At 72.9% G+C, this 25,122-nt stretch carries 24 protein-coding genes, 1 tRNA gene and 1 pseudogene; 14 read left to right on the top strand and 12 right to left on the bottom strand.

Annotation, left to right across the window (positions count from 1 at the left end; translation table 11 throughout):
• Positions 1–96 precede the first annotated feature (96 nt).
• From AC0IWM_RS01175 to AC0IWM_RS01160, 4 genes and pseudogenes are all read left to right on the top strand, one after another.
• Positions 97–173 (top strand) — tRNA-OTHER (locus AC0IWM_RS01175).
• 206 nt (positions 174–379) lie between these two features.
• Positions 380–1,873: a DUF2252 domain-containing protein gene (locus AC0IWM_RS01170; protein WP_471752690.1), complete on the top strand. Its 1,494-nt coding sequence runs from the start codon at positions 380–382 to the stop codon at positions 1,871–1,873.
• A 108-nt stretch (positions 1,874–1,981) separates the two neighbouring features.
• Positions 1,982–5,512 (top strand): helicase-related protein, encoded by a 3,531-nt coding sequence (locus AC0IWM_RS01165; RefSeq protein ID WP_471752689.1) that lies wholly within the window; start codon positions 1,982–1,984, stop codon positions 5,510–5,512.
• Between the two features lie 164 nt (positions 5,513–5,676).
• Positions 5,677–6,903: pseudogene (locus AC0IWM_RS01160) on the top strand (oxalate decarboxylase family bicupin).
• A gap of 6 nt (positions 6,904–6,909) precedes the next feature.
• Here AC0IWM_RS01160 and AC0IWM_RS01155 read toward each other — a convergent pair.
• The 7 genes from AC0IWM_RS01155 to AC0IWM_RS01125 all read right to left on the bottom strand — a co-directional run bounded on the left by AC0IWM_RS01155 (position 6,910) and on the right by AC0IWM_RS01125 (position 13,923).
• Positions 6,910–7,890 carry a sulfonate ABC transporter substrate-binding protein gene (locus tag AC0IWM_RS01155; protein WP_471752688.1) on the bottom strand — a complete coding sequence of 327 codons (981 nt, stop codon included), beginning with the start codon at positions 7,888–7,890 and terminating at the stop codon, positions 6,910–6,912.
• Between the two features lie 164 nt (positions 7,891–8,054).
• The gene (ssuD, locus tag AC0IWM_RS01150) at positions 8,055–9,218 is read right to left on the bottom strand and encodes an FMNH2-dependent alkanesulfonate monooxygenase (RefSeq protein ID WP_471752687.1); all 1,164 of its coding nucleotides are present in this window, start codon (positions 9,216–9,218) and stop codon (positions 8,055–8,057) included.
• Positions 9,219–9,249: 31 nt separating this feature from the next.
• Positions 9,250–10,095 carry an ATP-binding cassette domain-containing protein gene (locus AC0IWM_RS01145; RefSeq protein ID WP_471752686.1) on the bottom strand — a complete coding sequence of 282 codons (846 nt, stop codon included), beginning with the start codon at positions 10,093–10,095 and terminating at the stop codon, positions 9,250–9,252.
• 51 nt (positions 10,096–10,146) lie between these two features.
• The gene (gene ssuC, locus AC0IWM_RS01140) at positions 10,147–10,929 is read right to left on the bottom strand and encodes an aliphatic sulfonate ABC transporter permease SsuC (RefSeq protein WP_056471765.1); all 783 of its coding nucleotides are present in this window, start codon (positions 10,927–10,929) and stop codon (positions 10,147–10,149) included.
• A gap of 6 nt (positions 10,930–10,935) precedes the next feature.
• Positions 10,936–11,898: an aliphatic sulfonate ABC transporter substrate-binding protein gene (locus tag AC0IWM_RS01135; RefSeq protein ID WP_471752685.1), complete on the bottom strand. Its 963-nt coding sequence runs from the start codon at positions 11,896–11,898 to the stop codon at positions 10,936–10,938.
• A gap of 13 nt (positions 11,899–11,911) precedes the next feature.
• The gene (gene msuE / locus AC0IWM_RS01130; RefSeq protein ID WP_200930035.1) at positions 11,912–12,508 is read right to left on the bottom strand and encodes an FMN reductase; all 597 of its coding nucleotides are present in this window, start codon (positions 12,506–12,508) and stop codon (positions 11,912–11,914) included.
• A gap of 314 nt (positions 12,509–12,822) precedes the next feature.
• Positions 12,823–13,923: an HD-GYP domain-containing protein gene (locus AC0IWM_RS01125; RefSeq protein WP_471752684.1), complete on the bottom strand. Its 1,101-nt coding sequence runs from the start codon at positions 13,921–13,923 to the stop codon at positions 12,823–12,825.
• 331 nt (positions 13,924–14,254) lie between these two features.
• Here AC0IWM_RS01125 and AC0IWM_RS01120 point away from each other — a divergent pair, with 331 nt between their 5' ends.
• The 6 genes from AC0IWM_RS01120 to AC0IWM_RS01095 all read left to right on the top strand — a co-directional run bounded on the left by AC0IWM_RS01120 (position 14,255) and on the right by AC0IWM_RS01095 (position 18,228).
• Positions 14,255–14,578: a DUF2293 domain-containing protein gene (locus AC0IWM_RS01120; RefSeq protein WP_471752683.1), complete on the top strand. Its 324-nt coding sequence runs from the start codon at positions 14,255–14,257 to the stop codon at positions 14,576–14,578.
• Between the two features lie 133 nt (positions 14,579–14,711).
• Complete coding sequence (locus AC0IWM_RS01115; protein WP_055948660.1) at positions 14,712–14,921, top strand: TOBE domain-containing protein; 210 nt, start codon at positions 14,712–14,714, stop codon at positions 14,919–14,921.
• Between the two features lie 5 nt (positions 14,922–14,926).
• Positions 14,927–15,469, top strand: coding sequence for a hypothetical protein (locus AC0IWM_RS01110; RefSeq protein ID WP_471752682.1), 543 nt, complete (start codon positions 14,927–14,929; stop codon positions 15,467–15,469).
• A gap of 197 nt (positions 15,470–15,666) precedes the next feature.
• The gene (mepA, locus tag AC0IWM_RS01105) at positions 15,667–16,587 is read left to right on the top strand and encodes a penicillin-insensitive murein endopeptidase (protein ID WP_471753085.1); all 921 of its coding nucleotides are present in this window, start codon (positions 15,667–15,669) and stop codon (positions 16,585–16,587) included.
• A 55-nt stretch (positions 16,588–16,642) separates the two neighbouring features.
• Positions 16,643–17,533, top strand: coding sequence for an aldose 1-epimerase family protein (locus tag AC0IWM_RS01100; RefSeq protein ID WP_471752681.1), 891 nt, complete (start codon positions 16,643–16,645; stop codon positions 17,531–17,533).
• A complete protein-coding gene (locus AC0IWM_RS01095) occupies positions 17,530–18,228 on the top strand; it encodes a TenA family protein (protein ID WP_471752680.1) in 699 nt (232 codons plus the stop codon). The genes AC0IWM_RS01100 and AC0IWM_RS01095 overlap by 4 nt, the downstream gene beginning before the upstream one ends.
• A 19-nt stretch (positions 18,229–18,247) precedes the next feature.
• On the opposite strand, the gene AC0IWM_RS01090 is transcribed toward AC0IWM_RS01095, so the two are convergent.
• Both AC0IWM_RS01090 and AC0IWM_RS01085 read right to left on the bottom strand, forming a co-directional pair.
• A complete protein-coding gene (locus tag AC0IWM_RS01090; protein ID WP_056471785.1) occupies positions 18,248–18,577 on the bottom strand; it encodes a hypothetical protein in 330 nt (109 codons plus the stop codon).
• A 408-nt stretch (positions 18,578–18,985) separates the two neighbouring features.
• Positions 18,986–19,711 (bottom strand): HAD family hydrolase, encoded by a 726-nt coding sequence (locus AC0IWM_RS01085; protein ID WP_471752679.1) that lies wholly within the window; start codon positions 19,709–19,711, stop codon positions 18,986–18,988.
• A gap of 193 nt (positions 19,712–19,904) precedes the next feature.
• Here AC0IWM_RS01085 and AC0IWM_RS01080 point away from each other — a divergent pair, with 193 nt between their 5' ends.
• The 3 genes from AC0IWM_RS01080 (at position 19,905) to AC0IWM_RS01070 (ending at position 21,711) form a co-directional block, all read left to right on the top strand.
• Positions 19,905–20,225, top strand: a complete 321-nt coding sequence (locus AC0IWM_RS01080) for a hypothetical protein (RefSeq protein WP_056471791.1) — start codon at positions 19,905–19,907, stop codon at positions 20,223–20,225.
• Between the two features lie 195 nt (positions 20,226–20,420).
• Positions 20,421–20,690, top strand: coding sequence for a hypothetical protein (locus AC0IWM_RS01075; protein WP_471752678.1), 270 nt, complete (start codon positions 20,421–20,423; stop codon positions 20,688–20,690).
• A 79-nt stretch (positions 20,691–20,769) separates the two neighbouring features.
• On the top strand, positions 20,770–21,711 hold the full coding sequence (locus AC0IWM_RS01070; protein ID WP_471752677.1) for an ABC transporter ATP-binding protein: 942 nt from the start codon (positions 20,770–20,772) through the stop codon (positions 21,709–21,711).
• 6 nt (positions 21,712–21,717) lie between these two features.
• Here AC0IWM_RS01070 and AC0IWM_RS01065 read toward each other — a convergent pair whose 3' ends face one another.
• The 3 genes from AC0IWM_RS01065 to argH form a co-directional block, all read right to left on the bottom strand.
• Positions 21,718–22,407, bottom strand: coding sequence for an invasion associated locus B family protein (locus tag AC0IWM_RS01065; protein WP_471752676.1), 690 nt, complete (start codon positions 22,405–22,407; stop codon positions 21,718–21,720).
• A gap of 101 nt (positions 22,408–22,508) precedes the next feature.
• Positions 22,509–22,829: a hypothetical protein gene (locus AC0IWM_RS01060; protein ID WP_471752675.1), complete on the bottom strand. Its 321-nt coding sequence runs from the start codon at positions 22,827–22,829 to the stop codon at positions 22,509–22,511.
• A 93-nt stretch (positions 22,830–22,922) separates the two neighbouring features.
• On the bottom strand, positions 22,923–24,308 hold the full coding sequence (gene argH / locus AC0IWM_RS01055; RefSeq protein WP_471752674.1) for an argininosuccinate lyase: 1,386 nt from the start codon (positions 24,306–24,308) through the stop codon (positions 22,923–22,925).
• Positions 24,309–24,362: 54 nt separating this feature from the next.
• On the opposite strand from argH, the gene tlpA reads away from it, so the two are divergent.
• Positions 24,363–24,992, top strand: coding sequence for a thiol:disulfide interchange protein TlpA (tlpA, locus tag AC0IWM_RS01050; protein ID WP_471753084.1), 630 nt, complete (start codon positions 24,363–24,365; stop codon positions 24,990–24,992).
• Positions 24,993–25,122: the final 130 nt, after the last annotated feature.

Here is a 25,122-nt window from a genome sequence, read left to right as displayed (position 1 = left end):
GTGGACCGGATTGATCTTCATCCTTCGCTAACGGACTCGTCACATCCAAGATGTCGTCCGCTTGATCCATCGGAAGATCCATGCTTGTTGGTCTTCGGCCAGGTGGGTGAGTGTAGAGCCAGGATCCCCGCAAGGATTCGCACGTCCGGTTCAAATCCGGACCCCGGCCTCCACCCTGCAAGGCGGCCGATCTTCGACGCGATCGAGCGGTCGACCGGATCGTTGCAGGCCGGAGCAACGTCCGCTCGCACGAAATCTCCGGCGACGGGTGCGGACGACTTTTGGCCGGGATGAAGGCCGGTGCTGAGACGTGTTGCCCCGGGAACGATCGCAAACGGTCAAGATTTGTCCTTCACGAATTCGCGTGTGAGGACCGTGCATGGAATGCCCCCAGGATGTCAGCCTTCGCGCCGACGGATCGAGCGCGACCGAGATCCAGCAGGAGGCCGAGGACATCCTGCTGGCGCCCCTGGCCGACATCCCCCGCATCAACCTGCGCGAGGCGGGCGAGCCCTGGGACAAGCGCCGGCACGCCGGCAAGGCCCTGCGCGCGGTCGTGCCCCACGCCGCCCACGCCGCCTGGACGCCGCCCGGCAACCGGCCGGACCCGGTCTCCCTGATCGAGGCGGCGCATCGCGGACGCCAGGAGCGGCTGATTCCCCTGCGGGTCGCCCGCATGGCGAGCTCGCCCTTCGCCTTCCTGCGGGGGGCCGCGCACGTCATGGCCTGGGACCTCGCCCACACCCCGCGCAGCGGCATCGCGGTCGTGATGAACGGTGACGCGCACCTGGCCAATTTCGGCCTGTTCGGCACGCCCCAGCGCGACATCGTCCTCGACCTCAACGACTTCGACGAGGTCACGATCGGCCCCTGGGAATGGGACCTGAAGCGGCTCGTGGCCAGCGTCGAGGTGGCGGCGCGCACCGACGGCGTCGGCAAGGCCGAGCGCCGCGAGGCCACCCGCGCGGCGGTGGCGGGCTACCAGCACACCATGACCGAGCTGGCGCCGCAGGGACCCCTCGATGTCTGGCACCAGGCGGCCCGGGCCGACCAGCTCGACTTCGCCGGCCTCACCATCGACGCCCATTCCGAGGCCGTCATCGCCAAGGCGGTGGAGAAGGCGCGCAGGAAGCACAACAAGAGCCTGCTCGCCCGGGTCGGCGAGCGCCGTACCGACGGCGGCTGGCGCTTCAAGGAGGAGCCCCCGATCCTCACCGGCGTCGATGCGGAGACCCGCGAGGCGGTGATCGGCGGCCTGGAGCACTATGCCGAGACCCTGCCGCGCGAGCGCCGGTTCATGCTCAGCCGCTACCACGTGGTGGACGTCGCCCACCGGGTCGTCGGGGTCGGCAGCGTCGGCACCCGCGCCTACGTCGCCCTCCTGTGCGGGAATTCCGACCAGGACGTGCTCTTCCTCCAGGTCAAGGAGGCGGTGACGCCGGCCCACGCCCCCTACCTCGCCGGCATGCCCGACGCCTACGGCGACCACGAGGGCGAGCGGGTGATCTACGGCCAGCGCCTTCTCCAGGCGGTGGGCGACCCGCTGCTGGGCTGGACCACCATCGACGACCGCCCGTTCTACGTGCGCCAGATGAAGAACATGAAGGGCGACATCCCCGTGGCCGGGCTCACGGGGCAGCCGCTGATCACCTTCTCCTGGGCCTACGGCGCCCTGCTGGCCCGGGCGCACGCCCGCACGGGGGATGCGGCCGCCATCGCGGGCTATTGCGGCCGCGACCGGCACTGCGACCTGCGCGAGGCCCTGGCGGACTGGGCCTTCGCCTACGGCGACCAGAACGAGGCCGACTTCGCCGCCTTCCAGGCCGCCATCGCGCAGGGCCGCCTGGAGGCGGCACCCGACCCGGAGATGTGATCCACAGGCCTGCGACAAACTGGGGACGGACGGCGAAAGCGCGGAGCCGGGGGCCCGCCGGCCGCGTTTCCCGAGTCCCATCCTCGAGCCGGGCAGCGCACACCCCATATGGCAAAACGCAGGACCGCGTCGTCTCCCGCTTCGACCGCGACGGCCAAGGGGCCGGCCAAGGGGTCGGCCAAGGAGCCGGCCAAGGCAAAAGCGACGGCCAAGGCCAGGCCTTCCGCCAAGGCCAAACTGAAGGCCAAGGCCAAGCCTGCCGCCGAGGCCAAGCCGACGGCCGGGGCGGCGCCGAAGCCGGCCTCCGCGAAGGCATCGGCGAAGGCGCCCCGTCCCGTCCCGGCCGCCGCCCCCGAGACCGTCGCGCCGCTCGTGCCCACCGGCGCCCTGGCGGTCGCCCTCCTGGACCTGACCCGGACCGGCAGGCCCCTGGTCCACATGGCCCGCGAGAGCCACCGGCTCGACCGCATCGCGAAGATCCTGCGGGCGCTGTCGCCGGAGCGCAGCGTCGCGATCTACCCGGAATGGGACTGCCTGCCCTACGACCGCGCCTCGCCCTCGCGCGGGGTGATGGGCGCGCGCACCGGCGTGCTGCGCTGGCTCACCGACACGGCCGCCCTGCCCGACATCGTCCTCACCACCGCCCCGGCCCTGATCCAGCGCGTGCCCCCGGCCGAGACCTGGGCGCAGGCGCGCCTGGAGCTGCGGGTCGGCGACGCCCTCGATCCCGCCGCAATCTCCGCCTTCCTGCAGCGCCTCGGCTACATCCTCGACGACCGGGTCGACGAGCCCGGCGAGGTCGCGGTCTGGGGCCGCACCGTGGACGTCTTCCCGGCCGCCGCCGACCGTCCCTGCCGGATCGAGTACGAGGCGGGCCGGGTCACCGCGATCCGCTCCTACGACCCGGTCTCGCAGCGCTCGCTGGCCGATGCCGACGTGCTGGTGATCGACCCCGCCACCGAGATCGTCCTGCCCGAGGACTCGGAGAGCCGGCTCGTGCCCTTCACCGGCCAGGAACACGGCCTCGCCCGGTACTACCCGTCCCTCGTCACCGTCCTCGATCAGGTGCCCGACGCGCGCCTCGTCGTCGAGGACGGGGCGGAGGAGCGGGCGCAGGCCTTCTTCGAGCAGATCGCGGAAGGCCGCGAGGCCGCGGCCCGGTCCCGGCGCGGCGCGGCCGACGATGGCGGCCTCTACCTCGGCCCCGAGGACTGGGCCGCCCAGCTCGCGGCGCGCCGGGTCGCCGAGGCCCAGGAGGCCCAGGGGGCAGAGGACCTCACCATGCCGGTCTTCGTGCGCAAGGCCCGGCCGAACACGGCTCTCGCCGAGACCCTGCGCGAGCGCCTGACGGCGGGCGACCGCATCCTCCTCACGGGGCCGGCCGAGCCGCTGGCGCGCCTGGTCCGCATCGCCGAGCGGGCGCTGGGACGCAAGGCCCGGCCGGTGCGGGCCTGGGCCGAGGCCGTCGCGGCGAAGCCCGGGGCGCTCCTCACCCTGGAGGCCCCGATCGAGGCGGGCTTCCGGGTGCCCGGCGCGGGGATGGCGGTGATCGCCGCCGCCGACCTCTTCGGCGGGCACGCCGCCACCGTGACGGCCGGAGGCCCGAGCGCCATCCTGCCCATCGGCGAGGTCGAGCTGCGCATCGGCGACGTCGCCGTCGACCGCGACAACGGGCTCTGCGTGTTCGAGGGCCTGGAGGCGGTGAGCACCGGCGACGGCGGGAGCGAGGACGCCCTGCGCCTGCGCTTCGCCGGCGACGGCATCCTGATGGTGCCGGTCTCGCAGGCCGACCGGATCTGGCGCTACGGCTCCGAGGCCGAGGCCGTGACCCTCGACAAGCTGGAGGGCGGGAGCTGGGGGCGCCGCCGCCTCGAGGCGGAGGCCTGCATGGCCCGGGCCGCCCGGGTGATGCTGGCCGATGCCGAGAAGCGCCGGGCGATCCGGGCGCCGGTGCTGGTGCCGCCCGACCGCGCGATGGAGCGCTTCGCGGCCGGCTTCGGCTTCGCGCTGACCGCCGACCAGGCGAGCGCCGTCACCGGCGTGATGGCGGACCTGGCCTCGGGACGCCCGATGGACCGCCTCGTCTGCGGCGATGTCGGCTTCGGCAAGACCGAGGTGGCCCTGCGCGCCGCCGCCGCGGCCGTGTTCGCCGGAAAGCAGGTGGCGATCGTGGCCCCGACCACGGTGCTGGCGCGCCAGCACGTGCAGACCTTCACCCGGCGCTTCGCCCGCTTCGGCATCGAGGTCGCCCACCTCTCCCGCCTCGTCTCGGCCCCCGAGGCCAAGCGGGTGAAGGCGGGGCTGGCCGACGGCGCGATCCGCCTCGTGGTCGGCACCCACTGCCTCGCGGCCAAGGGCGTCGCCTTCGCCGATCTCGGCCTGATGGTCGTCGACGAGGAGCAGCGCTTCGGCGCCAGGATCAAGCAGGGCCTGCGGGAGGCGGCGGGCGACGGCCACGTGCTCACGCTGACCGCGACCCCGATTCCCCGCACCCTGCAGAGCGCGCTGGTCGGGCTCCAGAGCCTCAGCGTCATCGCCACGCCGCCCTCCGTGCGCCAGCCCATCCGCACCGTGATCGCGCCCTTCGAGGACGAGGCGATGCGCGACGCCCTCACGCGCGAGCACCGGCGCGGCGGCCAGAGCTTCGTCGTCTGCCCGCGCATCGAGGACATCGCCCCGATGGCGGCCCGCCTCGCCAAGCTGGTGCCGGACCTGCAGACCCGGGTGGCCCATGGCGACCTCAACGCCGCCGAGATGGACGACGTGATGGTGCGCTTCGCCGACGGCGAGGGCGACGTGCTGCTCGCCACCAGCATCATCGAGAGCGGGCTCGACGTGCCGCGCGCCAACACCATGCTGGTCTGGGATGCCGAGCGCTTCGGGCTGTCGCAGCTGCACCAGCTGCGCGGCCGGGTCGGGCGCGGCCAGCGCCGCGGCGTGGTCCACCTCCTCAGCCGCCCCGACCGCCCGCTGACGCCCGCCACCGAGAAGCGCCTGCGGACGCTGGAGGCGCTCGACCGCCTCGGCGCGGGCTTCGCCATCAGCGCCCGGGATCTCGATCTGCGCGGGGCGGGCGACCTCGTGGGCGAGAACCAGGCCGGCCACGTCAAGCTCATCGGCCTCGGGCTCTATCAGCACCTGCTGCACTTGGCGCTGCGCGCCGCCAAGGGCGAGCCCGCCGAGGATTGGAACCCGGAGATCCGCCTCGGCCTCTCCGGCGCGGTGCCGGCCGACTACGTGCCCGAGCCGGAGGTGCGGCTCAGCCTCTACACCCGCACCCTGCGCCTCGCGAACCCGGAAGAGGTCGAGGCCCTGCGCAGCGAGGTGGTCGACCGCTTCGGCCCGCCGCCCGCGCCCTTCGAGGACCTGATCGCGCTCGCCCGCCTCCGGGTCGGCTGCCTGGCGCTGGGCATCCACCGCCTCAGCGGCGGGCCGCAGGGTCTGGCCGCCGACCTGCGGCCGAACGCGCCGCCGCTGCAGGTGCCCGTCCACGCCCACATCGTGCGCAAGGACAACCGGGTGCTGCTGCGCCAGGGCAGCGCGGACCCGGCGACGCGCGGGCGCCTGGCGGCCGCCTTCCTGGAGCGCCTGCGGGCGCAGGGCGAGCGCCCGGCCGCTCCGGCCGAGATGGCGGCCTGACGGGCGGCCGCACGAGGCCGTGAGGCACGGATCGGCCTCGGCCGGGGGCCGATTGGCCGGAGGCGAGGGGGCCGATTGGCCGGAGGCGAGGGGGCGCCCAGCGGCGCCCCCGGATGCCATACGTGACCCGATGCCTGAGACCTGATGACCGAGACCCGATGCCCATGACGGACCTGTCTCGCCGAAGCCTCCTGGCCGCCACCGCCGCCGGGGGATCCCTCCTCACCGTCGCCGGGGCGAACGCTCAGCCCGCGGCCCAGAGCCCGATCCGGGGCAAGGACGGCGCCGCGATTCTGGGTCCGCGCAACCCGGGCCGGGAGGCCGAGGACCCCTTCACCCTCCGCCCGCCCCGGACCGACCACGGCACGATGCCGAACCTGAAATAGTCCTTCGCCGACAGCCACATGCGCCTTGAGGAGGGCGGCTGGGCCCGGCAGACGACGATCCGGGAACTGCCCGTGTCGACGGCGATGGCGGGCGTGAACATGCGGCTCGGCGCCGGCGTGGTGCGCGAAATGCATTGGCACAAGGAGGCCGAGTGGGCCTACATGCTGAAGGGCAAGGCCCGGATCACCGCGGTGGATGCGCAGGGGCGGACCTTCGCGGACGATGTCGGCGCGGGCGACCTCTGGTACTTTCCCTCGGGCATCCCGCATTCGATCCAGGGCCTGTCGGCCGACGGCGTCGACGGCTGCGAGTTCCTGCTGGTCTTCGACGATGGCGGGTTCTCGGAGGATTCCACCTTCCTCCTGACCGACTGGCTGGCGCATACGCCGAGAGACATCCTGGCCAAGAATTTCCGCCTGCCGGAGAGCGCCTTCGCGGGCGTGCCGGAGAAGGAGCTCTACATCTTCCCGGGGCCGACGCCCGGCCCCCTCGACGCGGACCGGATGGGCGGCGCCGGCCCGGTGCCCGAACCCTTCAGCCACCGGATGCTAGCCCAGGCGCCCCTCAGCCTGCCAGGCGGGACCGTGCGCATCACCGATTCCTCGGTGTTCAAGGCCTCGAAAACCATCGCGGCCGCCCTGGTGGAGCTGGAGCGCGGGGGATTGCGCGAGCTGCACTGGCACCCGAACGGCGACGAGTGGCAGTTCTACATCGCGGGCCAGGGCCGCATGACGGTGTTCGGCTCGGAATCGAAGGCCCGCACCTTCGACTACCAGGCCGGCGACGTCGGCTACGTGCCCTTCGCCATGGGCCACTACATCGAGAACACCGGCACGACGCCCCTGACCGTCCTGGAGATGTTCCGCAGCCCGACCTACGCCGACATCTCCCTGCGCCAGTGGCTCGCCCTCACCCCGCACGCCCTGGTGGCGGCGCATACCCGCCTGAGCCCGGCCGACCTCGACCGCCTGCCGGGGGTGAAGGCGCCGGTGCTGCCGGGCTGAGCCGCCTCAGCTCCCGGGCTTCCTCACCGCCGAGGCCACGTCCACGGGCTTCGGCAGCAGGCCGAGGCGGTGGAAGGTGTCGGCGACCTTCTGCTGGTCGGCGGTGGTCTCGGCATTCAGGGGCGTGACCCCGTAGGTGAGGCGGCGCAGGGCCACCGTGAGGATCGGCGCCGGGATGCCGACGGAGGGGCTGAGTTCGGCCGCCACCGCGTCGGTGTTGTCCTTGGCCCAGGCGTCGATCTCGCCGATCGCCGCGAGCGTCGCGTCGAGGGCCGGGCCGTTGGCCGCCGCGAAGGCGCGGGTCGAGAGGTAGAACTGGCGGTTGGGCACGAGGTCGGTGCCGTCGACGAGGATGCGGCCGCCGGTGCTGCGCTCGCCCGAGGCGAGGTAGGGGTCCCAGATCGCCCAGGCATCGACGGCCCCCCGCGCGAAGGCGGCGGCCCCGTCGGCCGGCGCCAGGAAGGTCGGGGTCACCGCCTCGTAGGGCACGCCCGCCTGCTCCAGGGCCCGGACCAGGAAGTAGTGGACGTTGGAGCCCTTGTTGAGGGCGATCTTCCTGCCGCGCAGGTCCGCGACCGTCCGGATCGGGCTGTCCTTGGCCACCAGGATCGCCTCGCCCTTCGGCGCGGCCGGCTCGTGGCCGACATAGAGCAGGTCCGGGTTGGCGGCCTGGGCGAAGATCGGCGGCGCCTCGCCGGCCGAGCCGAGATCGACGGCGCCGGCGTTCAGCGCCTCCATCAGGGGCGGCCCCGAGGGGAACTCGGCCCAGGTGACGCGGTAGCCCAGAGGCTTCAGGCGCTGCTCCAAGAGGCCCTTGCCCTTGAGGAGGACCAGGGTGCCGTATTTCTGGTAGCCGATCCGGATCACCCTCTCGTCCGCGCGGGCGTGCAGGGCACCGAAGGTCAGGAGCGCCAGGGCGGTGAGGAGAACCCAGGCGCGGCGGGTGCCGTCGGAGCGGAGCACGTGGGCGCGGATGGCGGCGGGCATGGAGGGACTCCTCGGCGCGTCATGACCCTCCTCCCCCTTGCGGGGAGGAGTTGGAGGTGGGGGTGGTTGGGTGAGCCTCGCGGGGCGGAAGCCGGCGGCGGCGCCCTCAGTCCCTCCCCGCAAGGGGGAGGGAAGCTGCCTTCTCCTGCGAGGAGCGTGCTCGCTCAATGCGCCGCGATGCGGCGGCTGGGCACGATGTCGTTGGCGATGACCTCGCCGAACGGGCCGTTGTTGCGGGCGCCCGTGGGCGCGACGCCGGTGGTGGCGCGCAGGGGGAGCTTGGGGAAGACCAGCTCGGCGAAGCGGTAGGCCTCCTCCAGGTGCGGATACCCTGAGAGGATGAAGCGGTCGATGCCGAGGTCGATGTACTCCTTCATCCGGTCGGCCACCTGATCGGCCGAGCCGACCAGGGCGGTGCCGGCACCGCCGCGCACCAGGCCGACGCCGGCCCAGAGGTTCGGCGAGACTTCGAGCTTGGTGCGGTCGCCCCCGTGCAGGGCCATCATGCGGCTCTGGCCGACCGAATCCTGGCGCTTCAGGGTGGCCTGGGCCTTGGCGATGGTCTCGTCGTCGAGGCGCGAGATCAGGGTCTCGGCGGCCGCCCAGGCCTCCCCTTCCGTCTCGCGCACGATGACGTGCAGGCGGATGCCGTAGGAGAACGTCTTGCCCTTGCGGTCGGCGGCCTCCCGCGCCCGGGCGATCTTCTCGGCGACGCCGGCCGGGGGCTCGCCCCAGGTCAGGTAGACCTCACAATGCTCGGCCGCGACCTCGATGCCGGCCGGCGACGAGCCGCCGAAGTACAGCGGCGGATAGGGCGCCTGCACGGGCGGGAAGATCACCCGGCCCTCCTCCACCCGGAGGTGCTTGCCCTCGTAGGACACCGTCTCGCCCGACATCAGCCCGCGCCAGATATGTAGGAACTCGTCCGTCACGACGTAGCGCTCGTCGTGGTCGAGGAAGACGCCGTCGCCGCGCAGCTCGACGGGGTCGCCGCCCGTGACGACGTTGATGAGCAGGCGCCCGTCCGAGATCCGGTCGAGGGTCGCGGCCATGCGGGCGGCCATGGACGGCTCCTGCAGGCCGGGGCGCACGGCGACGAGGAAGCGCAGGCGCTTCGTCAGGGGCGCCAGGGCCGAGGCCACCACCCAGGAATCCTCGCAGGAGCGGCCGGTGGGCAGGAGCACGCCGTAATAGCCGAGCTCGTCCGCGGCCTGGGCGATCTGGCGGAGATACGAGATCGAGACGTCGCGGGCGCCTTCCTGGGCGCCGAGGTAGCGGCCGTCGCCGTGGGTCGGGAGGAACCAGAGAACGTCGGTCTGTCCGGTCATGGGAAAACTCTCTTGGGTTTGGACGCGGCGCTCAGGACGGCGCGCGCTCGGACAACAGGTGGTCGAGGATGCGGCCTTCCAGGGCCGCGAGGTCGGCGTCACCCCGCCGGCGGGGGCGCGGCACGTCCACGGCGACGTCGAGGGCGATGCGGCCGGCCTCCACCACGAGGATGCGGTCGGCCATCGCCACGGCTTCGGCGACGTCGTGGGTGACGAGGATCGCGGTGAAGCCCTGCGCCTGCCAGATCCGCTCGATCATCGCCTGCATGTCGATCCGGGTCAGGGCGTCCAGCGCCCCGAGGGGCTCGTCGAGGGCGAGGAGCCCCGGGTGGCTGACGAGGGCGCGGGCGAGCGCCACCCGCTGGCGCTGGCCGCCCGACAGGGTCGCGGGCCAGTTGCCGGCCTTCTCGGTGAGGCCGACCTCGGCCAGCGCCGCCTCGGCCCGGGCGCGGCGCTCCGCCCTGGGGCCGCCCTCGCCGAGGCCCACCGCGACGTTGTCCACGACCCGGGCCCAGGGCAGCAGGCGCGGCTCCTGGAACATGATCCGCTTCGGCGGCGTGCGCACCGCCCGCGATTCGAGGGCGATGCGGCCGGCGCTCGGCTGCTCCAGGCCGAGGATCAGGCGCAGGAGGGTGCTCTTGCCGCAGCCCGAGCGCCCGACCACGGCCACGAACTGACCGGCCGGGATGTGCAGGTCGAGGCCCTCGATCACCGTGTGGCCGTCGAAGGCCTTGGTCAGGTCGCGGATGGTGACGCCGATGCCCGTGGCGGAGGGCGCGGGGGCGGTCCGGGCCGGCGCCCGCGGGGCGGCGACCTCGCGGGGTTTCGGGTCGCGGATCTGGGAATCCTCGGGGACGCGGAGGGCGGTGGCGAGCATGGGACGGACCGTCGAAGGGGAGAAGAGGATTTCGGGAGGGGAGCCGCCGCGTCAGGCGTTCCGGTAGGCCGGGTTCCAGGCCAGGAACCGCCGCTCCAGCAGCCGGGTCACGGCGTCGGCGGCCTTGCCGAGGCCGGCATAGATCACGATGGCCAGCACCACGACGTCCACCAGCATGAACTCGCGGGCCTGCATGGCCATGTAGCCGAGGCCCGAGGAGGCCGAGATCGTCTCGGCGACGATCAGCGTCAGCCACATGATGCCGAGCGCGTAGCGCAGGCCCACGAAGATCGACGGCAGCGCGCCGGGCAGGACCACGCGCCGGAACAGGGTCGTGGGCGACATGCCGTAGACCCGGCCCATCTCGACGAGCTGCGGGTCCACCGAGCGGATGCCGTGCAGGGTGTTGGCGTAGACGGGGAAGAACACCCCGATGGCCACGAGGAAGAGCTTGGCCTCCTCGTCGATGCCGAACCACAGGATCACCAGCGGGATCAGCGACAGGTGCGGGATGTTGCGGATCATCTGCAGCGTGGTGTCGGTGAGGCGCTCGGAGAGCCGCGACAGGCCGTTGGCGAGGCCGAGCGCGAAGCCGATGCCGCCGCCGATGAGGAAGCCGACGGCCGCCCGGGCGAAGCTGATCGAGAGGTTGGTCCAGAGCTCGCCGCTGCGGGCCGCCTGCCAACCCGCCGCGACGACGCCCGAGGGCGCCGGCATGAACCGGGTGGAGACGAGGCCGGTGGAGGCGGCGACCTGCCAGCCGAGCAGGATCGCGGCCGGCACCAGCCAGGGCGTCAGGCGCTCGAGGGTGCGGGTGCTGAGGGAGGTCGTCATCGGATGTCAGCCCTTGCTCGCCGGGGGAGCCGGCGGCGTCCACACTGCATCGCGGACGCGGATGGGATTGGCGATCAGGCCCAGGGCCTGGAAGCGGTCGGCCACGCGCTGCTGGCCGGCGATGACCGTCTCGGCGAGCGGTGCGATCACGTAGACGCTGCGATCGACGGCCCGCCGGGTCGCGTCGAGGGGCACGCCGGTGCCCTTCGAGAGCAGGGCGGCGACCTCCGGGCGATGCGCCTCGCACCAGGCCGCGACCTCGCCCAGGGCGGAGACCACCGCCTGGACCACGGGGGCGTTGGCCTGCGTGAAGTCCCGGTTGCCGAGGAAGAAGTTGGTGGGCTTCTCGATCTCGGCGGCGCTGGCCAGGATGCGGGTGCCGGGCTGGCGCTCGGCGATGGCGAAGTACGGGTCCCAGATCGCCCAGGCGTCGACGGCGCCCCGCGCGAAGGCGGCCGCCGCGTCCGCCGGCGCCAGGGTCACGGGCTCGATGTCCGTGTAGGTCAGCCCGGCCTTCTCGAGCGCGCGGACGACGAGGTAGTGGGCGCTCGACCCCTTGGCGAAGGCGACGCGCTTGCCCTTGAGGTCGGCGAGCGTCGTCAGGGGCGAGCCCTGCGGCACCAGGATGGCCTCGCCGGAGCCGCCGGCATCCTGGGCCGCCACGTAGAGCAGGGTGTTGCCCGCGGCCTGGGCGAAGACCGGGGGCGGCGCGCCGGTCTGGCCGAAATCGATGGCGCCCATGCCCAGAGCCTCGAGGACCGGAGGTCCGAACGAGAACTCGGTCCAGCGCACGGACACGCCGAGGGGCTTCAGCGCCTGCTCGATGGTGCCCTGCTGCCTGGCGACGACGAGGATGCCGTTCTTTTGGTAGCCGATCCGGAAGGTGCCGCCCTCGGCGGCCCGGAGCGCCGGCCCGGGCAGGGCGGCCGCCGCGAGGGCGCCGGCGACGAGGTTGCGTCGGGAGAGCATCGCCGGATCGCCGTCAGCCGGCGCTGGCGAAGGCGGCGACGGGGGCCGCGGCCTCCGGCGTCCCGGCGCGGGCGGCCCGCGCCTGGAGCAGGTCCGCGAGCTGGCCCGCCGCGTCGGCGATGCGGGCCTTCACGCCCGGGTCGACGAGGATTCCGTCGCGAAAATCCGCGTCGGAGCCGTAGACCGCGCTGGGGATGGTGTGGGCGCTGAAGAACCCGAAGAGCGGACGCAGGGCATGCTCGACCACGAGGGCGTGGCGCGGGCCGCCGCCGGTGGCCGACAGGATCACGGGCTTGCCCACCAGGGCGGCCGGGTCGACGAAGTCGAAGAGGTGCTTGAACAGGCCCGTATAGGCGCCCTTGTAGACCGGCGACCCCACGATGAGCGCGTCGGCGCCCTCGATGGCCTCGACGATGCGGCGGGCCGGGAGCGGCAGCAGGTCCCGCGACCAGGCGGCGCCGAGCCCGGTGCCGGCATCCAGCATGTCGTACAGGCGGATGTCGGCCCGCACCTGCGTGCCGACCGCCTCGGCCAGGGATTCGGCGAGCGCCCGGGTCTTGGAGGGGCGCTGGAGATTGGCGGTGAAGCCGACGATGCGGGGCAGCGACATGGGACGACTCTCGTAGGCGCCAAGACTTCAGGACGTGCCTGCGCCTCCGCTCAAGACGAGCGTCGGCCGGCACTGGAAATTCCGAAGATCTTCGCTCTGAAATAACAGGTTGGACCACGGGTCTTCCGTGGCGCCGATCTGTCGAAAACGTGCCCGTTGCACGCCCGAGAATCAATGAAACGTTCTTTTGAATGCGGGGCACCCGGGAGAGGATCTCTCCGGCCTGCGCCGCATCGGGAGATGATCCCGTTCGACAGGCATTATGATGCCAGGATTTTCACCGCCCGGGTCATCGGGACCCCGGACCGGGGGCGTCAGGCGACGGCGTCGTCGAGCACGCCCTGGAGCACCACCCGCCGGAACGCCCCCAGGAGGTCGGCGTCGAGCCTGGGCAGCATGCCCTGCATCAGCGCATAGGCCTCCGCGTGGGGCAGCGGATCGCGGTAGGGGCGCCGCTCGGTCAGGGCCGAGTGGATGTCGCAGATGGTGACGAGGCGCACGAGGTCGGGGATCGCCGCGCCCTTCAGGCCGTCGGGGTAGCCGCTCCCGTCGAGCATCTCGTGGTGGTAGCGCACCACCCCGAGGGTCGCCTCGTCGAATCCGCCCTGGGCGGCGAGGAGGTCGGCGCCGACGACCGGATGCGTGCGCATCACCGCCATCTCCTCGTCCGTGAGGCGGCCGGGCTTGTTCAGGATCGCCAGGGGGATCTTCGCCTTGCCGACGTCGTGCAGCAGGGCGGCGCGCGCCAAGCGCTTCTGGTCGGCGCGGGCGAGGCGCAGGCCGGCCCCGAAGGCGGCGGCATAGCCGGCGACGCTGAGGGAGTGCTGGTAGAGCTGCTGGTCGTGGCTCTGGATGACGTCGAGCCAGGTGCGGATGCCGGAATCCGAGACCGCCTCCAGGATCAGCTCCGTCCCGGTATCGATCCCCTCGGCGCTGAGGGGGCGTCCGGTTCCGGCGGCCTGGAACGCGCCCGCCACCAGGCCGACGGCGGCCCGCGCCCGCTCGGCGATGTCGCGGACCTTCCGGACCGGGGCGGCGACGGCGCTCCGGCGGGCCGCCTGCCAGGTGTCCACGAGGGCGAACAGGGTGGCGAGGACCGTCGTGCGGGGCGCGTCCGCCGGCAGGGTGCGCGTGGCCACGGCGGCCCGGCCGCGGGTGGCGGGCGCCTGGTTGGTCAGTTGCAGGCTCGCGATCCGGAAGCCGTGGAAGCGGGCGATCCAGGTGGCGGCGAGGCGCGGGTCGCCGCTGACGTCGACCACCGCGACGAGGGGCAGCGTCGCCGGCAGGGCCTCGCGCGGCTCGATGCAGCGGCAGGCAACCACGTTCTCGACGGCGCGGCAGAGCAGGGCCGCGATCTGGGGCCTGTCCGAGACGATGAGAACGGAATTGTCCTGGGTCACGAGAGGGTCCGTCAACGTGGTGCGCGGTCCGGCCCCTGAGCCCGACCCTCAACATTTGACACCAATTCATTATCGAACAATTCACGACAAATCATCAGGCAGTCGTGACGCATCATCTACGTGGTCTCTGCGGAGGGGTGAAGTGCGCAGCCCTCTCGAAACCCCATCCTGGCACAGACCAGTCCGCCGCGGCGGCGAGAAACATTGTAAACAGCATCGAATCACTCGCGCCCGGCCGGGTTCGGAGGCGAGCCCGCATCCGGGCGGGCGTGGACTTTTCCGGCGTCGTCGCGCACCCCGTGCCCGAGCGGTACGGGCGGAGGACGGCGCTGATGGGAGACGGGCGATGAACCGGCGGGACGCCGTGGCGGCGGCCCTGGCGCAGCTTGCCCCGCGCCTGCCCGACTTCGAGACGGAGGCCGTGATCGACCGCGCCCTGGCGAGTCCCGGCCTGCGCAACGCGCGTCCGGACAACGCGGCCTGGCTCGCCCTCGTGGCCTATGCCCGCCACGTCTTCACCGAGTACGACACCCTGCTGGACGAGGGCTACGACCGCGACAGCGCCCGGCACTTCGTGCTCGACGACCTCAATGCCGTCCTCGCCGAATGGGGTTCGCGCCGGCGGGTCTCGGAGGAGGAGAGCGCGCAGGAGGCGGACGAGGACCCGTGAGCCGGATCACGGTCGCGTGGGCTCCGGTGCTGGGTTGCAGCCGGACGGCTTGCACCGCGCCGGCCCGGACGGCATCGTCCCGCCGCGCCGGCCCCATCCGTCCGGGCCGGGACAAGGTAGGAAATCCGCCGTCATGAAGATCAGCGCACGCAACGTCCTCAAGGGCAAGGTCGTCTCGGTCGAGAAGGGCGCCACCACGGCCCACGTGAAGATCGAGATCGCCGGCGGCCAGCTGGTCACCGCCTCGATCACCAACGAATCCGTCGACAGCCTGAAGCTGACCGTGGGCGGCGAGGCCTACGCCGTGGTGAAGTCCTCCGACGTGCTGGTCGCGGTGGATTGAGGACGATGCGCCGTCTCGCCGCGATCGCGCTCCTCGCCCTGTCCGCCCCCGTGGCCTGGGCGCAGGAGCCGCCATCCCGCGAGCCCGGCGCCTTGCCGGCCGCGGACCCGGCGGCCTGCAGCCAGTTCGACTGGTCGCTCCTGCGCGAGCAGGCCTGGTTCTCGGCCGCGGGCCTGCCGCGGGTCGAGGCCGGCGGCACCCTGCCGGGCGCGATGCCGGCCGCGATCCTGGTCCTGAAGCCGCAGGGCGAGGTCGCCCCGCCCTTCGCGCCCTCGCGGGAGCCGAAGCCCGGCTCCTACGGCGGCGTGCTGCACCTCGAGGCGCCACTCGCCCCCGGCGCCTACCAGGTCACCCTGTCCGACCGGGCCTGGATCGATGTCAGCCAGGACGGCCGGACCACGCGCCCCCCGACCGCCAGCACGATGCACCCCGGCTGCCCGATGCTCGCCAAGAGCGTGCGGTTCCAGCTCGGCACCGCGCCGATCACCCTCCTGATCAGCGGCGCGCCCGCCGACACGATCCGGATCGCCGTGGCGCCGGTGGAATAGGGCGGCGCCGCGGACCCTCGACGGAGCGATCCCCGATGGACTAGCGTGGGCGCAAGGCTTCGACCCCCACAAGACTTCGACTCCTCGCAAGACTTCGACCCCCACAAGACCTCGACCGCTCACAAGACCTCGACCCCTCGCCCGTCACAGATCCTCGGCGCCCCGCCCGGCGGGGACGCGATCCCGGGAGCCCTCCGCTGACCCTTCGCCTTCGCCTCGCGACGTTCCTGCTGCTCGGCCTCTGCCTGCCCGCCCAGGCCCAGGACCGGGGCAGCGTCAACCCGAAGCCCCTGCCGCCGCTCGCCAACCCGGACGCGCCGGACACGCCGGCCAAGGCCCTGTTCGGCCGCGCCACCACCCCGGCGCCGGGCCCCGCCCACGCCTACGGCTCCTACGCCAAGGGCTGCTTCTCGGGCGGCGAGGCGCTGGCCGTCGACGGGCCGAACTGGCAGGTGATGCGCCTGTCGCGCAACCGGATGTGGGGCACCCCGCCCCTCGTGGACTTCCTCGAACGCCTGGCCGCCAAGGCGCCCCGCATCGGCTGGAACGGCCTCCTCGTCGGCGACATGTCGCAGCCCCGCGGCGGCCCGATGCTCACCGGCCACGCCTCGCACCAGCTCGGCCTCGACGCCGACATCTGGCTCACCCCGATGCCCGACCACCGCATGAGCCGGACCGAGCGCGAGGAGACCTCCGCCACCAACGTGGTCCGCGCCGACCGCCTCGACATCGACCCGCAGGTCTGGACCCCCGAGCACCTCAAGCTGATCCGGATGACGGCGCAGGAGCGCGAGGTGGCGCGCATCTTCGTCAACCCGGCGATCAAGAAGGCCCTGTGCCGCGAGGCCGGCGGCGACCGCGCCTGGCTCTCGAAGGTGCGGCCGATGTACGGGCACAACTACCATTACCACATCCGCCTCGCCTGCCCGGCGGGCCAGGACCAGTGCGGCGACCAGGCGCCGCCGCCCTCCGGCGACGGCTGCGGCGAGGAGCTGGCCTACTGGTTCAGCGACGCGATCATGAACCCGAAGCCCGCGACGAAGCCGCCGCGTCCGAGGCCGCCGATGACGATGGCGGCGCTTCCCGCCGCCTGCCGGGCGGTGCTGAAGGCGCGCTGAGGATCTCTCCCGCCGCCCTCGCGCTGGGGGCGGCCAGCCGGACGACAGGACGCAGATGGGCGAACGGATCACGATCACGGCCGGCGACGGCACGCAGGCGGTCATCGACGCCGACGGGGCCGAGCCCGTCTCCTGGCAGGTCGGAGGCCGCGAGTATCTCTGGAGCGGCGACCCCGCGCACTGGAACCGGCACGCGCCCTGGCTCTTCCCGGTGGTCGGCGCCTCCACCGACGCCACGGTCCATGTGGGCGAGGCGGCCTACCCGATGCCCCAGCACGGTTTCGCCCGCGACCTGCCCTTCACGGTGATCGAGCGGTCCGAGGATGGCGTGAGCCTGCGCCTCACCGACAGCGAAGAGACCCGGGTGCACTACCCCTACGCCTTCCGCCTCGACATCACCGCGCGGGTCGGCCCCGGGCTCCTCGATTTCGAGATCTGGATCGAGAACACCGACACGGTGCCCCTGCCCTACGGGCTCGGATTCCACCCGGCCTTCCCCTGGCCCTTCGCCGGCGGCACCCGCGCGGCCGGAGGCGGCTACGCGGTCCGCTTCGAGCACCCGGAGCGCCCCTTCGCGCCGGAGGTCGGGCCGGGCGGCCTGCTCCTGCGCGACGAGCGGCCGATTCCCCTGGCGGGCGACACCCTGCCCCTCGATCCGGCCCTCTTCACCGAGGCCCTGGTCTTCCGGGATGCGGCGAGTGCCTGGATGCGCTTCACCGGACCCGACGGCACGGCGATCCGCCTCGCGGTGTCGGACTTCCCGCATCTGGCGGTCTGGACCAAGCCGACGGCCCCGTTCCTCTCGCTGGAATGCTGGACCGGGCACGCCGACTGGGCGGGCTTCGCCGGCGACCTCAAGGATCGGGATTCGCAGCGCCTGCTGGCGCCGGGAGCCCGCGCCCGCCACGGCGTCACCCTGTCCTTCGAGCGGGAGAGCCGGGCATGACGGACGTCCTCTCACCGGACGCTTTCTCACGGGACGCTTTCTCACCGGACGCTTGGACCCGCAACGCGGCGGCCTACGAGGCGATCCGCACCATGCCCTTCAACGCCGAGCTCGCCGCCGGTACCCTGACCCGGGCGCGCTTCATCCACTACATCGTGCAGGACGCGCACTACCTCGTGGGCTTCGGCCGTGCCCTGGCGCTGGCCGCCGCCAAGGCGCCGAACCCGGACCGGATGGTGCAGTTCGCCCGGGCGGCCGAGACCGCCATCGTGGTGGAGCGCTCGCTCCACGGCGGCTTCTTCCGCGATTACGGCATCGACGCCGAGACCTTCGCCAAGACCCCGCTCTCGCCACCCTGCGACCACTACGTCTCCTACCTCGTCGCCACCGCCTATGCGGAGCCCTACGAAGTCGTGCTCGGCGCGTTGCTGCCGTGCTTCTGGATCTACGCCGAGATCGGCCGGGACATCTTCTCCCGGGCGCGGGCCGACAACCCGTACCGCGCCTGGATCGACACCTATGCGGGCGAGGACTTCGCCCAGGCGGTGGCCGCCATGATCGCCGCCACGGACGCGGCGGCCCGGGGCGCCTCGCCGGAGGTCCGGGCGCGCATGCACCACGCCTACGCCCAGGCCACCCGCCTCGAATACCTGTTCTGGGACGGGGCCTACCGCGACGCGGCCTGGCCGGTCTGAGGCGGGCGGCCCGGTCCCGTCAGACGGCCTGGAGCCGGGGCGCCCGCGCGCCGGCGGCCGGACGGGTCCGGCTGCGGAACCGGTCCCGGGCGGCGCGGGCCGCCTGCTCGACGCTGCGGAAGACCGTGCCGTCGAGGGGGGCGAAGTCGCGGCTCGACGAGAAGAAGCGCACGCCGCCGGGTTCCGGGACGGCGATCCCGGCGGTGACCTCGCCGATCTCGATGATCCGGGCCGGGGCGGGCTCGGCATGGAGGCGGTTGCGGGCGCGCTCCGCCCGGTGATCCACGAAGCTGGGGACCGCGTGCAGGCGATTCAGCGCCCGCTCGGCCTCGATCTGAAGATGGGGCATGACAAGGACTCCGGTAGCCGGCGCGGAGCCGGCGAAAGACGAATGGTGGGACGCGACGGGGCGGTCAGCGTCGACAGCATCCGCGTTGGGACCGGAGATCCGAGATTGGGGGGAGCGAGGCATCGCCCCGCAGCCAGCGTGCGTTGCAGACAGTCACGGCAAGTCATCCTTTCCAAGAAGGACCACGAGGCGCGAGCGCATCGCGGTGCTTTAGCGTTTGATGACGCGGCGCAAGCTACACACTTCAAATCACCGCGGCCCGGCGACACGAAGTGGCGTCGCCGAACGTCTCAAAGATGCTCATCCCGCTGCGTTTCGTCAACGGATCGATCTTCCGAATGCAGCACAGTCCGTGGCAGAAACGGCCCCGCCCGGTCCCCGGCACACGTGCTTCCTTCGCGACCCCCCTCAGGCGGCCGCGATGACGGCGGCGAGGTCCCGATAATCGCGAAAGATCCGGGCCGCGCCGGCCCGGGTCAGGTCCGCGGCGGCCGGGTCGTGGGTCCAGTGACCGCCGCCGCTGAAGCCGACGACGCGCATGCCGGCGGCCCGGGCTGCCGTGACCCCGGGCACGCTGTCCTCGATGACGAGGCAGGCCTCGGGCGCCACGCCCATCGTGGCGGCGGCGTGCAGGAACAGGTCCGGTGCCGGCTTGCCCCGCGCCACCATGGTCGAGGAGAAGATCCGTCCCTCGAACAGCGGCAGCAGCCCGGTGAGCCCGAGGGAATGGCGCAGCCGCACGGGGTCGCTGCTGGAGGCGACGCAGGTGGGCAGGCCGAGGGCGGACACCGCCGCGGCGACGCCCGCCACCGCGCGCAGCTCCGTGTCGAAGGCCCGCAGGGTGTCCGCCTTCACCGCCTCGACGAAGCCCTCCGGCGCCGCGATCCCGTAATCCTGCGCGATGTGGCCCATGATCGAGGCCATCGAGGTGCCGGCGAAGCGCGCCCGCACGGTCTCGACGTCGATGGGGACGCCGATGCGGTTGAGGCCGGCCGTGAGGCGCGCCAGGCTGATCGGCTCGCTGTCGACCAGCACCCCGTCGCAATCGAAGATCACCAGACCGAGGGGCGGTGCGGTCTCGCCGGGTGCGGGCAAGGGGTCGGCGGGATCGAGGAGCGTGGAGGCGTCGCGCATGGGCTCGGGTCGGGTCTTGGGTTGCGGCCGGACCCCGCCTGCCGCGCGGCCCCGTGCCCGCATATGGCGCGAACGCGAGCCGGCGCAAACCGCGCGGCCGGCGGGCCGGGACCTCGGTGGCTTGCGCCCGTCGGCGCGCCCTCCTACTCAGCCCTTCGGCCGGCGCGGATGCCGGCGGGTGCGATCGGGTGCGATGGTCCGTTTCCTCAGCCGCTTCCTCGGCCTCGTCTTCCTCGCGGCGGGCTTCGTCTGCCTCGTCTATGACGGGGCCCGCTCCATCGCGAACAACGGCCTGCGGGTCACCAGCGTCAGCGACCTCGCCTTCACCCTGTTCAAGGACCGGGCGAACGCCCTCCAGGGCACGGTGGAGAGCGTCGCCCCCTGGCTCTGGAAGATCCTGGTCCTGCCCCTGACCCTGGCGCCGGCCGCCCTGATCGCCCTCGTGATCGGCGCCGTCCTGCTCTGGCTCGGCCAGCCGGCGCGGGAGCGGATCGGCTTCCTCAGCGGACCCTGAGCACGGTCCGATCCGATGGCGCCCGACGCGGGTGCCATTTCGCACGCGCTGCCCGGCCCGTCCTTCGCGCCGTGCGGCCGAGATGCCATAATCCTGAACGGTCCCCGTCGTAGATGCACGGGATCAGCGGGTCGCGGGACTTGTCACGTTCGGTCGTCCCGGCACCGCGTCACCTGTCAGGGATTCCCCGCCATCATGTCCCGCATCGTCGCCGCCTCCGTCCTGGCCCTCGTCCTCGGCGCCGCACCGGTCCTGGCGCAGCCGTCCTCGGGCACGCCCCAGCGCAACGTCGCCCCGACCGGCGTGACCAAGCCGCCGGGCCGCGCCGAGGCGGGCAAGACCCCCTATACCCGCGCCTCCACCGAGGGCGACATGGCCAAGGCGCAGCGCGCCTCCGCCGCCCGCGACAAGGCCTGGGACACCAAGATGCGCACCACCATGGGCTCGATCTGCAAGGGCTGCTGAATGCAAGGGCCGCAGAGTGCAAGGGTTGCTGAGTGCATGAGCCGCTGAGGCCCCGGCCGCCGGGCCGCGCGCCGGCCCCGTGATCCGCCTGGAGGGCGTCAGCAAGCGGTTTGCCGGAGCCGAGCGCCCCGCAGTCGACGCCCTCGACCTCGCCGTCGCCGAGGGCAGCGTCTGCGCCCTGATCGGCCCGTCCGGCTGCGGCAAGTCCACCACGCTTCGCATGGTCAACCGGCTGGTCGAGCCGGATGCCGGCCGCGTCCTGGTCGCCGGCCGGGACGTGATGCGGGGCGATCCCGTCGCCCTGCGCCGGCGCATCGGCTACGTGCTCCAGGGCGTCGGCCTGTTTCCCCACCGCAGCGTCGCCGACAACATCGGCACCGTGCCGGGCCTGCTCGGCTGGCCCCGGGCGCGGATCGCCGCGCGGGTCGACGCGATGCTCGACCTCGTCGGCCTCGATCCGGCGCAGTACCGGGCGCGCCGCCCGCACGAACTGTCCGGCGGCCAGCGCCAGCGCGTCGGCGTCGCCCGGGCGCTCGCCGCCGACCCGCCGGTCCTGCTCATGGACGAGCCCTTCGGTGCGGTCGACCCCGTCGCCCGCGACCGCCTGCAGGCCGAGATCGGCGCCATCCTGCGGCGCCTGGGCAAGACCGTGCTGATCGTCACCCACGACATCGACGAGGCGATGCGGATGGGCGACCGCGTCGTGCTCATGCGCGCGGGGCGCATCGTCCAGGCCGACCGCCCCGAGCGCCTCCTGGCCGCGCCGGCCGATGCCTTCGTCGCCGGCTTCGTCGGGCAGGACCGGGCGCTGCGCCGTCTCGCCCTCATCCCCGCCGGGAGCCTGGCGAGCCCCGGCTCCCTGCCGGACGCCCCCGCGATCGCGTCCGGGGCCTCGCTGCGGGAGGCGCTGTCGCTCCTCCTCGCCACCGGGGCCGACGGGCTGAACCTCGCCGGCGACGGCCCGCCGGCCCACCTCACCCTCGCGGCGATCCGGGCCGAGGCGGCCCGGGCGGTGACGTAGGCCCTCCTACTTGCACTCCTCGCGGGCGCGCTTCATCGCGTCGCCGAACCCCGCCAGGGCGTACTCGTCGCTGGTGGGATTGCCGCGCAGCGACGTGGTCTTGATCTGGAGCTTCGGCGTGCGCGTCATCTCGGTCACCACGCGGGTCTCCTCCGCCGGGTTCTGGAGCCAGGCGTTGTTGTCCTTGGTGACGAGGCCGTAGCGGGTGGCGCCGAGGTTCAGGGTCGGATCCGTGGGCGCCGCGCCCGCATTGGCCTTGGCCTGGCTGCCGGCGGGCTTGGCCGGGAAGCCCAGCATCACCGCGACCTCGTTGGCGACGTTCTCGGCCTTGCGCACGGTGACGAAGAGGTAGGCCGTGTCGCGCTTCAGGGTCTTGGGCGAGCGCGTCTGCGGCTGGGCGATGGCGTAGCAGACGCGGGCCTTGCCCTGGCCGTTGGCGAAGACGTTCCAGTCGCCGAAGATCGCCACCGGCGTCGCCTGCTGCATGCCGGGCGCCGTCACGGCAGCCTTCGACGCCCGCTCGCGCCCCCGGCGCGATGTCTTGCGTCCGGGAGCCTGCGCCTCCTCGGGGGCGGCCTCCTGGGCCTGAGCCCGGCCGACCGCGAGGGGATGGGGGGCGCCGACGAGGGCGGCGGGACCGGACAGGACGAGGAGGGCGGCCCCGAGCCGGAGGCCGTGTCGCAGAACAGGAACCATGGAAGACCCTTCGGGACATCGCCGGGCCGGGAGACCCGGCCGACCGTCCGGATGTGCGGCGCCGCGGGGCGCCGGTTTCAGGATTGCGCGACCCGCAACCCTCAGGCGGCGTGGGGCTCGGCGGAGAAGACGCCCGGCAGCGCCGCCATCACGCTCGCGAGGGCGGGGGCGGCCAGCGTCGCCAGGGAGGGGCCGTCCGCGGGGGCGGGACCCGCCGCCTCGGACGCGTCGGACACCCGCAGGCGCGGCAGCGCGCGGGGCTTCGGGTCGTTGTAGGGCGTGTTGTAGCACTTGCGCACCGAGGCCCAGAACGCGGCCCGGTCGGCTTCGGGCAGGCGGCTCAGGGTCGCGTCGATCAGGGCCGTGGCCTCGGCCGCGAGGGCGGGGACGTCATCCGGCGCAATCCAGCTTTCAGAGGGCATGGGGAGATCTCCGAGGGGCTCGGGTCAGGGTCCTACACAGCATCACATAGCTGAGCCGTGAACGCACCTGCCCCGAGTCCGGTTCTTTTCGCCTCAGGCCTGCCCGAGCGCCGCGAGCCAGCGCTCCGCCTGCGACCGCACGTTGTCCGGCGCGGTGCCGCCGTAGCTGGTGCGGCTCGAGACCGAGTTCTCGACGCCGAGCACGGCGTAGACCGCCTGCGTGATCCGCGGCTCGGCCGCCTGCATCTCCGGCAGCGAGAGCTCCTCCAGCCCGACATTGCGGGCGGAGGCCGCGCCGACGAGGCGGCCGGTGACGTGGTGCGCCTCGCGGAACGGAAGGCCGAGCTCGCGCACCAGCCAGTCGGCCAGATCGGTCGCCGTGGCGTAGCCGGAGCCGGCGGCGCGGGCGAGCACCGGCGCGTTGGGCGCGAGGTCGCGCACCATGCCGGTCATGGCGGCCAGGCACAGGGAGAGCGCCTGGAGGGCGTCGAAGGTGCCCTCCTTGTCCTCCTGCATGTCCTTCGAATAGGCGAGCGGCAGGCCCTTCATCACGATGAGGAGCCCGGTGAGCGCGCCGATGACGCGGCCGGCCTTGGCGCGCACCAGCTCCGCCGCGTCCGGGTTGCGCTTCTGGGGCATGATCGACGAGCCGGTGGTGTAGCCGTCGGACAGCTTCACGAAGTTGAACTGGGCCGAGGTCCAGACCACGAGCTCCTCGGCGAAGCGCGAGAGATGGACGGCGCAGATCGAGGCGGCGGCGAGCGACTCGAGGGCGAAGTCGCGGTCCGCCACGGAATCGAGGGAGTTCGCGGTCGGCCGGTCGAAGCCCAGGGCCGCGGCCGTGGCGTGCCGGTCGATGGGGAAGGAGGTGCCGGCGAGCGCCGCCGCGCCGAGCGGACACTCGTTGAGCCGCGCGCGGGCATCGCGAAAACGTCCGCGGTCGCGGGCCAGCATCTCCACGTAGGCGAGACAATGGTGCCCGAAGGTGACGGGCTGGGCCGATTGCAGGTGGGTGAAGCCAGGCATCACCGTGCCGGCATGGGCCAGGGCCTTCTCGGCCAAGGCCCGCTGCAGGTCGGCCGCCTGCGCGTCAAGGCTGTCCAGGGTGTCGCGCACCCACAGCTTCATGTCGGTGGCGACCTGGTCGTTGCGCGAGCGCGCCGTGTGCAGACGCCCGGCCGCCGGGCCGACGATCTCGGTGAGGCGGCTCTCGACGGACATGTGGATGTCCTCGAGTTCGCGGCGGAACACGAAGCCGCCCGACTCGATTTCCGCGCGCACGGCCTTGAGACCGTCCTGAATCGCGGCCACATCGGCGGATGGCAGGATGCCGGCCTCGCCCAGCATCGCCACATGCGCCAGCGAGCCGCGGATGTCCTGGGGCGCGAGGCGCTTGTCGAACCCGATGGAGGCGTTGATCTCCTCCATGATCTCGGCGGGACCGCTCGCGAAGCGCCCGCCCCACATCCGGTTGCTCATGTTCTCAAACGTCCTTCCAGCCGCCCTGCCCGCCCGTCCCCGGACGCAACGATGATGCCCGGCCGCCGATCCGCGCTGATCGCCGGGGCCGTCCTCGTCGCCGCATCCGCTGCGGGGCTTGCCGTATACGGGACGGGCTCGACCGGCGGCAACTCCGCCGGTCCCTGCGCGGACTCGGCCGCCGCGGCGGCCCGGATCGCGCCCCTGGCCCGGGGGGAGGTCGCCGCCCTGCAGGTCGCGGCCCCGCCGGTGCCCGCGCCCGCCCTCGCCTTCCGGGGACCGGAGGGCGCCGAGGCCACCCTGGCGGGCGTGACGGGCCTGCGCCTCTTGAACCTGTGGGCGACCTGGTGCGCGCCCTGCAAGGCCGAGATGCCGGCCCTCGACCGGCTCCAGGGCCGCCTCGGCGGACCGGACTTCACGGTGGTGGCGATCAACGTCGACACCCGCAACCTCGAGGCGCCGCCCGCCTGGCTCAAGCAGAACGGCATCGCCCGGCTGGCCTACTATGCCGATCCGGGCGGGCGCGTCCTGCCGGCGGTCCAGAAGGCCACGGGGTCGCTCGGCCTGCCCACGACCCTGCTGGTCGACGGGCGGGGCTGCACCCTCGGGGTGATGAAGGGACCGGCCGAGTGGGACAGCGCCGACGGCGTCCGGCTGATCGAGGCCGCCCTCGGCCGATCCTGACCCACGGAACGGCTCGGTCGAATCCCGCAAAGATTGCCACTAGGACAGAACACCCGCTGCGCGCTCATCGACAGTCGCGAAAAGGGAGATAAACCTGTTTTCGAGTACAGGATTCAAAATTTTCAGTTGT

This window comes from Methylobacterium sp. AC433, from assembly GCF_979253015.1.
The sequence above is the reverse complement of the archived record's forward strand: the minus strand, read 5'-3'. Positions and strand labels throughout refer to the sequence as shown.

Excerpts from the sequence above, each read along its gene's own strand:
- argH (WP_471752674.1), bottom strand. The coding sequence starts at position 24,308 with ATGAGCAACCGGATGTGGGGCGGGCGCTTCGCGAGCGGTCCCGCCGAG.
- msuE (WP_200930035.1), bottom strand. The coding sequence starts at position 12,508 with ATGTCGCTGCCCCGCATCGTCGGCTTCACCGCCAATCTCCAGCGCCCC.
- ssuC (WP_056471765.1), bottom strand. The coding sequence starts at position 10,929 with ATGACGACCTCCCTCAGCACCCGCACCCTCGAGCGCCTGACGCCCTGG.
- AC0IWM_RS01080 (WP_056471791.1), top strand. The coding sequence starts at position 19,905 with ATGGTCCGTTTCCTCAGCCGCTTCCTCGGCCTCGTCTTCCTCGCGGCG.
- AC0IWM_RS01110 (WP_471752682.1), top strand. The coding sequence starts at position 14,927 with ATGCGCCGTCTCGCCGCGATCGCGCTCCTCGCCCTGTCCGCCCCCGTG.
- AC0IWM_RS01100 (WP_471752681.1), top strand. The coding sequence starts at position 16,643 with ATGGGCGAACGGATCACGATCACGGCCGGCGACGGCACGCAGGCGGTC.
- AC0IWM_RS01085 (WP_471752679.1), bottom strand. The coding sequence starts at position 19,711 with ATGCGCGACGCCTCCACGCTCCTCGATCCCGCCGACCCCTTGCCCGCA.
- ssuD (WP_471752687.1), bottom strand. The coding sequence starts at position 9,218 with ATGACCGGACAGACCGACGTTCTCTGGTTCCTCCCGACCCACGGCGAC.
- AC0IWM_RS01120 (WP_471752683.1), top strand. The coding sequence starts at position 14,255 with ATGAACCGGCGGGACGCCGTGGCGGCGGCCCTGGCGCAGCTTGCCCCG.
- AC0IWM_RS01115 (WP_055948660.1), top strand. The coding sequence starts at position 14,712 with ATGAAGATCAGCGCACGCAACGTCCTCAAGGGCAAGGTCGTCTCGGTC.
- AC0IWM_RS01090 (WP_056471785.1), bottom strand. The coding sequence starts at position 18,577 with ATGCCCCATCTTCAGATCGAGGCCGAGCGGGCGCTGAATCGCCTGCAC.
- tlpA (WP_471753084.1), top strand. The coding sequence starts at position 24,363 with ATGCCCGGCCGCCGATCCGCGCTGATCGCCGGGGCCGTCCTCGTCGCC.
- AC0IWM_RS01060 (WP_471752675.1), bottom strand. The coding sequence starts at position 22,829 with ATGCCCTCTGAAAGCTGGATTGCGCCGGATGACGTCCCCGCCCTCGCG.
- AC0IWM_RS01165 (WP_471752689.1), top strand. The coding sequence starts at position 1,982 with ATGGCAAAACGCAGGACCGCGTCGTCTCCCGCTTCGACCGCGACGGCC.
- AC0IWM_RS01155 (WP_471752688.1), bottom strand. The coding sequence starts at position 7,890 with ATGCCCGCCGCCATCCGCGCCCACGTGCTCCGCTCCGACGGCACCCGC.
- AC0IWM_RS01170 (WP_471752690.1), top strand. The coding sequence starts at position 380 with ATGGAATGCCCCCAGGATGTCAGCCTTCGCGCCGACGGATCGAGCGCG.
- AC0IWM_RS01135 (WP_471752685.1), bottom strand. The coding sequence starts at position 11,898 with ATGCTCTCCCGACGCAACCTCGTCGCCGGCGCCCTCGCGGCGGCCGCC.
- AC0IWM_RS01095 (WP_471752680.1), top strand. The coding sequence starts at position 17,530 with ATGACGGACGTCCTCTCACCGGACGCTTTCTCACGGGACGCTTTCTCA.
- AC0IWM_RS01065 (WP_471752676.1), bottom strand. The coding sequence starts at position 22,407 with ATGGTTCCTGTTCTGCGACACGGCCTCCGGCTCGGGGCCGCCCTCCTC.
- AC0IWM_RS01075 (WP_471752678.1), top strand. The coding sequence starts at position 20,421 with ATGTCCCGCATCGTCGCCGCCTCCGTCCTGGCCCTCGTCCTCGGCGCC.
- AC0IWM_RS01145 (WP_471752686.1), bottom strand. The coding sequence starts at position 10,095 with ATGCTCGCCACCGCCCTCCGCGTCCCCGAGGATTCCCAGATCCGCGAC.